Origin of the sequence: Bifidobacterium olomucense (assembly GCF_012932375.1) — a bacterium.
GTDB classification, from domain to species: Bacteria; Actinomycetota; Actinomycetes; order Actinomycetales; family Bifidobacteriaceae; genus Bifidobacterium; species Bifidobacterium olomucense.
Genome location: NZ_JAAIIG010000003.1, coordinates 229,194 through 241,126, shown reverse-complemented (window position 1 = coordinate 241,126; position 11,933 = coordinate 229,194). Strand labels below are relative to the sequence as shown.

General features: G+C 56.4%; 9 protein-coding genes. 7 read left to right on the top strand and 2 right to left on the bottom strand.

Annotated elements, in window-relative coordinates; genetic code table 11:
* The first annotated feature begins 5 nt into the window (after positions 1-5).
* From hisI to G1C97_RS04775, 5 genes are all read left to right on the top strand, one after another.
* Positions 6-416 (top strand): phosphoribosyl-AMP cyclohydrolase, encoded by a 411-nt coding sequence (gene hisI, locus G1C97_RS04795; protein WP_169240776.1) that lies wholly within the window; start codon positions 6-8, stop codon positions 414-416.
* Between the two features lie 42 nt (positions 417-458).
* Entirely contained in the window at positions 459-2,015 is a 1,557-nt protein-coding gene (locus G1C97_RS04790; protein ID WP_169240775.1) for an anthranilate synthase component I, read from the top strand.
* 231 nt (positions 2,016-2,246) lie between these two features.
* Positions 2,247-3,086 (top strand): DUF1287 domain-containing protein, encoded by an 840-nt coding sequence (locus G1C97_RS04785; protein WP_240951010.1) that lies wholly within the window; start codon positions 2,247-2,249, stop codon positions 3,084-3,086.
* Between the two features lie 205 nt (positions 3,087-3,291).
* Positions 3,292-4,653 (top strand): amino acid permease, encoded by a 1,362-nt coding sequence (locus tag G1C97_RS04780; RefSeq protein ID WP_169240904.1) that lies wholly within the window; start codon positions 3,292-3,294, stop codon positions 4,651-4,653.
* Between the two features lie 21 nt (positions 4,654-4,674).
* Positions 4,675-4,974, top strand: a complete 300-nt coding sequence (locus G1C97_RS04775) for a hypothetical protein (RefSeq protein WP_169240773.1) — start codon at positions 4,675-4,677, stop codon at positions 4,972-4,974.
* A 147-nt stretch (positions 4,975-5,121) separates the two neighbouring features.
* On the opposite strand, the gene G1C97_RS04770 is transcribed toward G1C97_RS04775, so the two are convergent.
* Entirely contained in the window at positions 5,122-5,487 is a 366-nt protein-coding gene (locus tag G1C97_RS04770; protein WP_169240772.1) for a phage holin family protein, read from the bottom strand.
* Between the two features lie 69 nt (positions 5,488-5,556).
* Positions 5,557-6,000 (bottom strand): large conductance mechanosensitive channel protein MscL, encoded by a 444-nt coding sequence (gene mscL / locus G1C97_RS04765; protein ID WP_169240771.1) that lies wholly within the window; start codon positions 5,998-6,000, stop codon positions 5,557-5,559.
* A 385-nt stretch (positions 6,001-6,385) separates the two neighbouring features.
* Between mscL and uvrA the strand changes: the two genes are divergently transcribed.
* Both uvrA and uvrC read left to right on the top strand, forming a co-directional pair.
* On the top strand, positions 6,386-9,319 hold the full coding sequence (gene uvrA, locus G1C97_RS04760) for an excinuclease ABC subunit UvrA (protein WP_169240903.1): 2,934 nt from the start codon (positions 6,386-6,388) through the stop codon (positions 9,317-9,319).
* A 149-nt stretch (positions 9,320-9,468) separates the two neighbouring features.
* Positions 9,469-11,859 carry an excinuclease ABC subunit UvrC gene (uvrC, locus tag G1C97_RS04755; protein WP_169240770.1) on the top strand — a complete coding sequence of 797 codons (2,391 nt, stop codon included), beginning with the start codon at positions 9,469-9,471 and terminating at the stop codon, positions 11,857-11,859.
* Positions 11,860-11,933 lie beyond the last annotated feature (74 nt).

Here is an 11,933-nt window from a genome sequence, read left to right as displayed (position 1 = left end):
AGGAAATGACGAATACAACCACCGAAACCATTGCGTACGACAACACCGAAACGCTGGACCCGCGCATCGCCGAACGGCTCAAGCGTGATGCCAAAGGCTTGGTCGCGGCTGTGGTGCAGCAGTACGACACCCGTGAAGTGCTGATGGTTGGGTATATGAATGATGAGGCGTTGCGCCGCACTTTGACGACTGGACGGGTGACCTTCTGGTCCCGGTCACGACAGGAATACTGGCGTAAGGGTGATACATCAGGCCACGTGCAGTACGTCAAGGGTGTTTCGCTTGATTGCGATGGTGATGCATTGCTGGTGGAAGTCGATCAGGTGGGTGCCGCTTGCCATACCGGCAAGCGCAGCTGCTTCCTTGAAGGTGGCCCGTTGCCTGTAGTCGAGGGTCACCGTCCTGCCGACCAGTGATTCGGCGTCCTGTCCATACAGCTTTTCCAAAGGAGGATTCGTATGAGCGAATGCAGCGTCAAGCATTTGAAATGGGGAGCGACCTGGCCCAGTCGCGAACAGTTCCATGAGCTGGCCGACGAGGGATATCGTGTGATTCCGATCGTGCGTCGCTTGCTCGCTGATTCGCTGACACCTGTTGGCTTCTATGAACGGCTCGCCGGCGGACGTAGCGGCACTTTCATCCTTGAATCAGCGGAATTCGGGGGCACTTGGAGTCGCTACAGCTTCATTGGCGTCAATTCGATGGCGCAGTTGCGTTCGCATGACGGTCAAGCTGATTGGCTTGGCAAGGTGCCGGCAGGCGTGCCTCGTACCGGCGATGTGGTCGAAGTGGCTCATGCCACGTTGAAGACCCTGAAAGCTCCTCATGTGGAGGGGCTGCCGAATCTGACCAGCGGATTGGTCGGCACCGTGGGCTGGGATGCGATTCGCCACTGGGAGCCTACGCTGCGTGCCGAGGCTCCCAACGAGACCGGGCAACCGGAAACCGTGCTCGCATTGGCTACGGATATTGCCGTGGTGGACCATGTATCTGGTTCCGTGTGGCTGATCGCCAATGCGGTGAACGTTGACGACAAGCCTACGCGTGCGGACGCCGCTTACAATGAAGCCATTGCCAGACTCGATCAAATGCAGCGCGATGCGGCCACACCGACGTTGGGCGAAGCACGCGTTAATGTGCTGGACGAGACCGTTGCACAGCCTGTGCTCCGTTTCCGTACGGAGAAGAGCCATTATGAACATGCGGTGGAAGCGGCCAAGCGGCACATTGTTGATGGCGACGTGTTCCAGGTAGTTATCTCCCAGCGGCTCGACATTGATTCGCCGGCCGATCCGTTCGATGTATATCGCGTGTTGCGCACTCTCAATCCGAGTCCGTACATGTATTTCATGGCGTTGACCGATGCACAGGGGCGTGACTTCAATGTGATCGGCTCCAGCCCCGAAACCCTCATCAAAGTGGACAACGGCCATGCCATGACCTTCCCGATCGCCGGCTCGCGCCCGCGCGGCGCTACACCGGAGGAAGACGAGAAGCTCGCCAAGGAATTGCTTGCCGATCCGAAGGAACGCAGCGAACATATCATGCTGGTGGATCTGGCGCGCAACGACCTTAGCCGTGTCTGCGATCCGACCACGGTCGAAGTCGTATCCCTAATGGACATCAAACGCTTCAGCCATATCATGCACATCTGCTCCACAGTAACTGGCCGCGTGAACCCGTCCATGACCGCGTTCGATGTATTTACCTCTGCATTCCCGGCGGGCACGCTCTCCGGCGCGCCTAAGCCTCGCGCCATTGAGATTATCGACGAGCTGGAACCTGCGGATCGTGGCATCTACGGTGGCACTGTCGGCTATTTCGATTTCTCCGGCAATCTGGATATGGCCATCGCCATTCGCACCGCATTCCTGCGAGACCATGAGGCGAGTGTGCAGGCAGGCGCGGGCATCGTGCTTGACTCCGTGCCTGCCACTGAATGGCAGGAGACTCGGAACAAGGCGGAGGCCAGTGTGGAAGCTGTTCAGATCGCGGCGCAACTGCGCGAGCTCTGACAGCACAAGGCATCGGATACGTATGTACTCCCCTCTATGAGGGGAGTATTTTGTTTCAGCATTCAATAGTCAATCAACATGATGTCTGTTTATTGCGAAAAGCTATAACAACAACATGTTGTTCAGAAAAAAGTGATACGCGTATCATGCGCAAACTGTAGATGACGGTGTAAGGAGAAAATGAGGTGCATACAATTGTGACAATGGGTGATCCAAATGAATGAGGGGCGTATGATGGCGCAGCATATGAATCCTGGGAATGGCATTATGCCTCGTGATGGACAGCGGAAAATCAAGCGTCGGGTCGCCGCAGGCGTTGCCTTTGCATTGATCGCCCTTATGTGCGCCGCAGGAGCATTTGCTGTCCATCACATGGCAGGGTTGCCATGGCGGCCACTTGGCGACAGCCTCGTCGAGACCATCGCATCTGCCGGCGCAAACAGATCCGACGATACCGCGATCATGTCTCAACAGGAAGCGGAGCGCCAGTACCCCAGACAGGCCAGTTCGATCGATTTCAATAACAACGGCAAAGACGATTACTCTGATATTCTCGCCGGCGCTTTAGCGGATGCGGCCAACAAGCCCCAATATGACGACGGCTATTACCAAGGCGGATATCCACCGGATGAGCGAGGCGCTTGCACGGACGTCGTTTGGCGTGCCTTCAGAGAAGCCGGATATGACCTTAAGGCCATGGTCGATGCTGATATATCAGCCGATCCGGCCTCCTATGCCACGGTGGCACCGAGTCCGGATCCGAATATCGACTTCCGTCGTACCGGTGTGCTTGATGTATTCTTCGCCAAATATGCGCGGAGACTGACCGATGATCCTGCAGACAAAGATCAGTGGCAAGCCGGCGACATCGTGGTGTTCTCGCATACCAAACACATCGGTATCATTTCCGACAAACGTGATGCGACCGGGCTGCCCTATGTCATCCATAACATGGGGCAACAGCAGCGCGAAAACGATTATTTTGCGTTCAAAAAGCGCATGAGCGTCACCGGACATTATCGTTTTGACGCCTCTCAAATACCGTCTGACGTGCTCAAAGCCTGGCGATAGAACGATAAGAACGTGATAGATCATCATATAATTCACCGTCTAGGCCGATGTCCGGCTATCATGGGGAAGTCCATTCGTGACAAACCATCCATGACCGAAGGAGTTTGAAGGCATGTCGGACGACGGAAAGGTCACGCCCGCTACCGGGACGTTGAATGCAGACGACGCAACCGGTACGACCAGTGGCACTGGTCTTGAACGGAAAATGGAATCCCGTCATCTGACCATGATCTCATTGGGCGGCGTGATCGGTACCGGTCTGTTTGTCTCCTCTGGTTATACGATTCATCAGGCAGGCCCGCTGGGCGCGATTCTGGCATATGGTGTAGGTTCGCTGCTCGTCTACTGCGTGATGGTTTCCTTGGGCGAGTTGTCCGTGGCCATGCCGTATGCGGGTAGTTTCCATTTGTATGCGAAGCGATTCATAGGTCCCGGCAGCGCGTTCACCATAGCCATCCTCTACTGGCTCAACTGGGCGGTGGCGTTGGCCAGCGAATTCACGGCGGCTGGACTGCTTATGCAGCGTTGGTTTCCCGATTCTCCCTCATGGGTGTGGTCCGCCTTGTTCATCATCGTGGTGTTCGCTTTGAACATTCTGTCTGTTCGGCTATATGGCGAGGCGGAATTCTGGTTCGCCTCAATCAAAGTGTTCGCCATCGTGGCGTTCATCATCATCGGTTTGCTGGCTATTTTCGGCGCAATACCGATTAGCGGATACGACCATGCGCCCCTATTCAACAACTTTGTATCAGACGGTTGGTTCCCCAACGGATTCGCTCCCGTGTTCTCCACGTTGCTGACCGTGGTGTTTGCATTCTCCGGCACCGAAGTGGTGGGCGTAGCCGCCGGCGAGACGAAGGATCCCGGTCGTGCCATCCCGAAAGCCGTACACACCACGGTGTTTCGTCTGGCCATGTTCTTCATCGGGTCCATCGCAGTGATGGCCGCCTTGATCCCATGGCATCAGGCAGGGGTGGAGACCAGTCCGTTCGTGCTCGTATTCCAGTCGATCGGTATGCCGTTTGCGGGAGACGTGATGAATTTCGTGGTTCTGACGGCTGTGCTTTCCGCTGCGAACTCCGGCCTGTACGTATGCTCGCGCATGGTCTGGTCGCTGGCCAAGGAACGGCTCATTCCTGTTCGTTTCGCCAAAACCAACTTCCATGGCGTGCCGGTATGGGCCGTATTGTTCTCCATGGCCGGCTCGCTGCTGGCGTTGCTCTCTTCGGTAGTTGCCGCATCCACGGTGTATCTGGTGCTTGTGGCTGTTTCCGGTCTGGCTACGCTTGTGGTGTGGTTCTCCGTATGCGTATGCCACATCCGTTTCCGACATGAATGGGCGCAAGCGGGGCATAGCGTGTCTGAGCTCGGCTACCGGGCGCCTGGTTTCCCCGTACTGCCTTGGTTGGCCATAGTCATGTGCATAGGTGCGCTTGTGCTCGTGGTACTCGACGAAACGCAACGCTCGACGCTCTACTGCATGGTTCCGTTCGTCGCCTGTTGCTATGCCGGCTATTACATGCTGGAACGACGCCGTAAGGACAAGGAAACCGACACGGAGAAGTGAGAGGGCGTACTGCTCGCATCCTTGCTGAGTGCCCCGATTCTCACTGCTTTTGGATGGCGTGGCCTATTCGTCAATGGCATGATCGGTGGCTATGGCGCGCTCATCTCCGAACTGTTCCCGACCGAGCTGCGCGCCACTGCCCAGACCGCCCTGTACAACACCGGGCGTTTCATCGGCGGCGGCCTGGGACCGGTTGTCATCGCAGCAGTCGCCACCGGCCATGGTTTCGGCTTCGCTCTGGCCACCATCGCATCCATTTACATCATCGCGTTCATCATCATGTTCTTCATTTCAGAGAATAAGGGCGCGGCGCTTGAGTAATAAGCGTTTCTCAGCGCTCTCAAGCCGAGTTAACCGATAAATCGAGTCGGCTGATTATTGCGCGCATGCCTCGAATATGATTCGGCGCATGCGCACAATCGTATTCAATGGGGCAGTGATTCGTGTTTCCACGCATTTGAGCGGCTGTCATTCGCCAATGATGCTGCTGACAAGGCTGGAAACCATCGACATGATGACCGAGCCAAGTACCGACCACCAGAAGCCATGGATGATCACGCCCACATCAAACAAGGAAAACGCAAGATATGAGGCGAGTTCCATGAACAGCCAGTTGAGAATCAGCGCGAACAAGCCAAGGCTCAGGATGGAAATCGGCAAAGCGAGCATATGCACGACCGGCTTGACCGACGCGTTGATCAACGCCATGAATAGCGAGAATGCGGCGACGCCAAGAATCGGTGGCTCGCCCACCGCCTCCATGCCGGGCAATACAGCGACCATGACAGCTGCCGCAATCGTCAACACCAACCAACGGGAAATGAATTGTCTCATATCATCCGATTCTTCCAGCTCAAATGTCACCGGAATGTGACTACACACAATCGACGAATGAAATGAATCTCACCGGAGTGACGACTTGGATTGCCTGACGAGCTGATCGCGGATTTCGGTCAATAGAAGCACGGTTTGCTCTTCGGGCGTGGTTTCCGGCTTCCTGGCTGCATCTTCAGCCTCCTGCTTGAGCTTGGCCTTCATCAGCAGTGCATCAGACATGTCGCGGAACTTGTTGATCGGCACCAGAATGAAGAAATACACGGCCACGGCAATCACCAGAAAATTCAGCAGTGAGCCCAAAATCGCGCCCAACGACACCGTAGCGCCGTTGAACGTGAACGCCAGCAGCCCACTCATATCCGGCTTGCCGAACACCATGGCAATCAGCGGGTTGATGAGGCTGTTGACAATCGCATTCACCACTGAAGTGACCGCACTGCCCATCACCACACCGACCGCCATATCGATCACGTTCCCCCTCGCAATGAACTTCTTGAACCCATCGATCATGGCAACTCCTCTATATGAATTCACCGTATATGTTTACGGATGAACACTATCCGAATACCGTCGTACAGGGCGAAAGGCGACGCTCACCTCATTATCGCTCATAGCTGACGCCAACGAGACCAATGCGTCTTTGCCGGGCACCGCCAAATGGCTGCAGCACAAGACAACACGAACCAACACATTGTCGAACGTGTGTTCGAATATTGTCGGGGAATCGGGTATCCTTGGGACGGACTTGGCATGCATGCCTCCAGAAAATGAGATGTCCCGGAAGCACGCATGACAGTAAGCATTGACGGAAAGCGGGGAGACTGTGGCGACAACGCAGAACGACGTTGCACGGCGGACCAAAAGCAGAAACGGCGAGGTCATCGTCGAAAAAGTGATGACCAGCGACTCGTTCCTGTCAAGGGAGATCAGAAAAGCGCCGCTCGTGGAGCATGACGGGGCGCTCGTAGCGGATATCTCATACATTCCCAATGATCTCAAGATCACCATCCAAGGCGCTCGCGAACATAATCTCAAAAACGTGGATCTGGCGATTCCGCGCAACCGCATGGTGGTGTTCACCGGTCTGTCCGGCTCAGGTAAATCATCACTCGCGTTCGACACCTTGTTTGCCGAAGGCCAGCGCCGGTATGTCGAGTCGCTGTCCGCATACGCCCGTCAGTTCCTAGGACAGATGGATAAGCCGGATGTCGACTTCATTGAGGGACTGAGCCCGGCCGTCTCCATTGATCAGAAAACCACGAACCGTAATCCGCGATCCACGGTCGGCACCATCACTGAAATCTACGACTATCTGCGACTTTTGTTCGCGCGCACCGGCGTACCGCATTGTCCTGAATGCGGTGAGCCGGTGGCGTCGCAGACCCCGCAGCAGATCGTGGACGCATTACTGGACTACCCGGAACGTACGCGATTCCAGATTCTGGCCCCCGTGGTCAAAGGACGCAAAGGCGAGTTCGTGGACATGCTCGAATTGTTGCGTTCCGACGGATACGCCCGCGCCCTTATCGACGGTGAGATGAAGCAGCTGTCCGACGACATCAAACTCGTCAAACAGAAGAAACACACCATCGAAGTGGTGGTGGATCGTCTTGTGGTCAAGGACGGCATTCGGCAGCGTCTCACCGATTCGGTGGAGACTGCATTGAAAATTGCAAATGGCAGCATCGTCGTCGATTTCGTGGACGAGGAGGAAGATAGCCCGGCTCGTCGTCAACCGTTCTCCGAACACCGCAGCTGTCCCAACGGCCATACGCTGGAGCTCGATGAAATCGAACCACGTACGTTCTCCTTCAATGCGCCCTATGGTGCCTGTCCGGCATGCACCGGCTTGGGTTTCAAGCTGGAAATCGACCCCGACCTCATCATTTCCGACCCGGACAAGTCTTTGTCTGAAGGCGTCATCGAGCCATGGAGCGGCACCAAGATGACGTCTCAGTATTACGGGCATATTCTCGAAGGACTCGCCCGCGAGATGGGTTTCTCCATGAAGACCCCATGGAAGGAGCTGCCGGACGAGGTCAAGCATGACATCCTGTACGGCCATGACTTCAAGGTGGACGTATCCTACCGCAATCGTTGGGGACGCTTGCGCGAATACTCCACCGGTTTCGAAGGCGTGGTACGCACGCTGATGCGTCGTCATGATGAAACCGATTCGCAGTCTATGCGCGAATATTACGAGTCCTACATGCGTGAGGTGCCCTGTCAGGTATGCCATGGACGAAGGCTCAAGCCCGAGGTTCTGGCGGTCACCGTGGATGGCAAGTCCATCTTCGACGTGTGTGACATGCCGGTGGTCCGCGAACTGGAATGGGTCAACGGGCTGAAGCTCGAAGGCGCTGCGCAGATGATTGCCGGCGAAGTGCTCAAGGAGATCAAAGCGCGTCTTGGCTTCCTCAACGATGTCGGTTTGGATTACCTGACGCTGTCTCGTGCTGCTGCCACGCTCTCCGGCGGTGAGGCGCAGCGCATTCGTCTCGCCACGCAGATCGGTTCCGGTCTGGTCGGTGTCATGTACGTGTTGGACGAGCCGTCCATTGGCCTGCACCAGCGCGACAATGAACGACTCATCGAGACATTGCATCATTTGCGTGACCTTGGCAACACACTCATCGTGGTTGAGCATGACGAGGACACGATACGTCAAGCCGATTGGGTGGTGGACATTGGTCCTGGTGCCGGCGAACATGGTGGCGAGGTCATCTATTCAGGCCCCGCCAAGCATCTCATCGAAGCAAAGCGTTCCATCACCGGCGATTACATCGCTCACCGGCGTGAGATCGCCGTGCCTGCCCACCGGCGCAAGGTACACAAGACCAAGGTGCTCAAGGTGGTCGGTGCACGCGAGAACAATCTCAAGAACATCGACGTGAGCTTCCCCCTTGGTGTCCTCACTGTGGTCACCGGTGTTTCCGGCTCCGGCAAATCCTCGCTGGTGAATACGATCCTCTACCCGGTGCTTGCGGACAAGCTCAACGGCGCACGCATCGTGCCCGGCAAGCACATACGTGTGGAGGGCATCGATCAGGTGCGCAAAGTGATCCATGTGGATCAGAACCCCATCGGTCGCACACCACGATCCAACCCCGCCACCTACACCGGTGTCTGGGATAAGATTCGTACGCTGTTCGCCAAGACCCCCGAAGCGCAGGTGCGTGGCTATGGGCCGGGGCGCTTTAGCTTCAACGTGAAAGGCGGTCGCTGCGAGACCTGTCATGGTGACGGTACGCTCAAGATCGAGATGAACTTCCTGCCGGACGTATACGTGGACTGCGAGGTCTGCCACGGCAAACGGTACAACCGTGAGACGCTAGAGGTCACCTACAACGGCAAAACCGTCGCTGACATCCTCAACATGCCCATCGAGGAAGCCGCAGATTTCTTCAAGGCGTACACCGGCATTTCCCGGTATCTCAAGACCCTGGTGGATGTGGGCCTCGGTTACATTCGTCTCGGGCAGCCCGCTCCAACGCTTTCGGGCGGTGAATCGCAGCGAGTAAAGCTCGCCACCGAACTGCAGCGCAGGTCTGACGGCAAAACCGTGTACATACTTGATGAGCCGACCACAGGCCTTCACTTCGAGGATGTGAACAAGCTGCTGAAGGTGCTGCAATCCTTAGTGGACAAAGGAAATACCGTTATCGTCATCGAGCATAACCTCGATGTAATCAAGGAAGCGGATTGGCTGATCGATCTAGGTCCGGAAGGCGGTGACGGAGGAGGCACCATCGTCACTCAAGGCACCCCGGAACAGGTCGCTGAATGCGAGGACTCCTGGACCGGAAAGTTCCTGAAGACGATGCTCTAACCACTGCCCTTATTCAGTCCGGTGTCCGCGTGGGGTCGGCATATACGATGTCCGACACGCTCCGGGCCGCTCAGGCCGAGTCTTTACGGTCTGACATGTATATGCCGACCCCACGCTCGTTCTGTGCATACGTTGCGGATGGTTGATAGATGACGAACGATATTGAACGGCATAGTCCGGATGAGTGGCGTAAGACCGCCATGGCCTTGATGGATGGTGCCATGACGGATGATGACGGGTTGGAAGATGATACCTCCGGCAGGGGAGTGAAAGCGCGGGTCAATGTGAACGGGGCTCCGTTGCTAGGTGACTCCCGTGACCTGTTCCGGCCGAAGACCTCCGATATTCCCGCCAAGCCGGGCGTCTATAAATGGCGTGACGGTGAAGGACGAGTCATTTATGTCGGCAAGGCCAAGAACCTGCGCAACAGGCTCACCAATTATTTTCAACCGCTGTATTTGCTGCATCCGCGCACGCAGACCATGGTACTTACGGCGCGCAGCTTGGAATGGACCGTCGTGGCCACTGAGCTGGAGTCCCTGACTTTGGAGTACACGTGGATCAAGGAATTCGATCCTCGATTCAACGTGCAGTTCCGTGACGATAAAACCTATCCGTACCTAGCGGTAAGCACGGGCGAGCGTGTTCCACGGGTCTGGGTGACTCGATCTCGCAAGCGCCGTGATACCCGGTATTTTGGCCCCTACGCCAAGGTCTGGGAGCTTAGGCATAGTCTTGATCGATTGCTCCGTACCTTCCCGGTACGCACCTGTACCACCAACGTGTTCCACAAAGCCCAACTTACCGGCCGTCCATGTCTGCTGGCGTCGATAGGCAAATGCTCCGCACCATGCATCGGGCGGATTGAAGCGGCTGAACACCGTAGGTTGGCCGAACAGCTTGTAGGCGTTATGACAGGTCGCCTCGGTCGCTCGTACATAACGCAACTTACCCGCGAGATGAAGAGGGCCAGCTCCGAGCTCGAATTCGAGAAGGCTGCACGCCTGCGTGATCAGATCCAGATGCTTGAAACCGTGGTCCAGCAGAACGCAGTTGTTTTTGACCAGGATGTGGATGCGGACGTATTCGGGTTTGCCAGCGATGAGCTCGAAGCCTCCGTTCATGCCTTCTATGTGCGAGCCGGATCGATTCGTGGCGAGCGCAACTGGAGCGTCGAACGTGTCGAAGATATCGAGGACGGCGATCTTATGGCCGATTTCATCGTTCAGGTGTATTCGGAGTATTCGGATGCGACTGGAGCTGATGATCAGGCGCAAGGTGCGCAAGGTGAGGGAACTGCGATATCCACCAGGCGTGAAGCCATCGGATCTACTCAGACCGTCACAGCGACCGATGCACTGTCTCGTGCCAAGGCCACCCGAGAGCGCAACACTCGTCAGGAAGTGACGGGCCGTGCCGATTTACTCGCTCCGATAGCCCCCATACCGCGTGAGATCATTGTTCCCATTGAGCCATCGCGCAGCCAAGAACTTGAGCATTGGCTGACTGGGCTGCGCGGGGGAGCGGTAACGGTTCGAGTGGCTGCGCGAGGTGACAAAAAACAGCTTATGGATCGTGCAAACGACAATGCGAAGCAGGCTTTGGCACGGGCGAAAATGAGTCGTATCTCAGACATGGGAGCCCGTACTCAGGCCATGAATGATGTGGCCAAGGCATTGGGCTTGTCTGAAGCGCCGTTGCGCATTGAGTGCTACGACATTTCAAATACCGTAGACGGTTCATTCCAAGTAGCTTCAATGGTGGTGTTTGAAGATGCGATAGCCAAGAAATCCGAGTATCGCCGGTTTGCCATCCGCGGCAATGACGGCAAGGGCGCGGTGGATGATCTGTCCGCTCTCTATGAGACGCTGACCCGGCGTTTTCGCCATGGCAATATCGCCGGTGATTCAGGCGAGAGCATTGACGCCGAGGAGCGGGCAGCTCAAGCCGTTATGGCTCAGGCATCATCTCGAGATGCTGAGGTGTCGTCGCAGAGTGCATCCGGGCATTCGACAGCAACTTCGGATGACGTAGACATGCTCGTCCAGCAAAACACCAACCGGAGGCATTTCGCCTACAAGCCGAATCTCGTAGTGGTTGACGGTGGACGACCACAGGTCATGGCGGCGGCCAGGGCGCTAAGCGATTGTGGCGTGGACGATGTAGCCGTTTGCGGTCTGGCCAAACGACTTGAAGAGGTATGGGTCCCGGACGATGAGTATCCGATCATCCTCAAACGTCAATCCGAAGGCATGTACCTGTTGCAACGCGTGCGTGACGAATCCCATCGTTTCGCCATCACCTACCATCGCCAGCAGCGGCGCAAAGGCGCTCTGCGCAGCGCGTTGGATGATATTCCCGGCATCGGCGAAAGCTACCAGAAGCGTCTACTCGCGCACTTCGGATCCGTAAAGGCTATGCGAGAGGCCAGTGTGGAGGATTTCGAAGCGGTCAGAGGCGTCGGTCATGCCAAGGCCGAGACACTGTACAACGCTTTGCATGTGGAGGCCCGACAAGTGGAGGCCCGACAAAAGGAATGACGCCATGACGGTGTGCGGACGGGTAAATGTACCGGCGCAGGCTCGGAAGTCGACTAGCATGGGAAGAGTCAAAA

What these genes read in the sequence shown, in the direction of transcription:
- G1C97_RS04770 (WP_169240772.1), bottom strand. Translation starts at nt 5,487, where the DNA reads ATGAGACAATTCATTTCCCGTTGGTTGGTGTTGACGATTGCGGCAGCT.
- uvrC (WP_169240770.1), top strand. Translation starts at nt 9,469, where the DNA reads ATGACGAACGATATTGAACGGCATAGTCCGGATGAGTGGCGTAAGACC.
- G1C97_RS04780 (WP_169240904.1), top strand. Translation starts at nt 3,292, where the DNA reads ATGGAATCCCGTCATCTGACCATGATCTCATTGGGCGGCGTGATCGGT.
- mscL (WP_169240771.1), bottom strand. Translation starts at nt 6,000, where the DNA reads ATGATCGATGGGTTCAAGAAGTTCATTGCGAGGGGGAACGTGATCGAT.
- G1C97_RS04785 (WP_240951010.1), top strand. Translation starts at nt 2,247, where the DNA reads ATGATGGCGCAGCATATGAATCCTGGGAATGGCATTATGCCTCGTGAT.
- G1C97_RS04790 (WP_169240775.1), top strand. Translation starts at nt 459, where the DNA reads ATGAGCGAATGCAGCGTCAAGCATTTGAAATGGGGAGCGACCTGGCCC.
- hisI (WP_169240776.1), top strand. Translation starts at nt 6, where the DNA reads ATGACGAATACAACCACCGAAACCATTGCGTACGACAACACCGAAACG.
- uvrA (WP_169240903.1), top strand. Translation starts at nt 6,386, where the DNA reads ATGACCAGCGACTCGTTCCTGTCAAGGGAGATCAGAAAAGCGCCGCTC.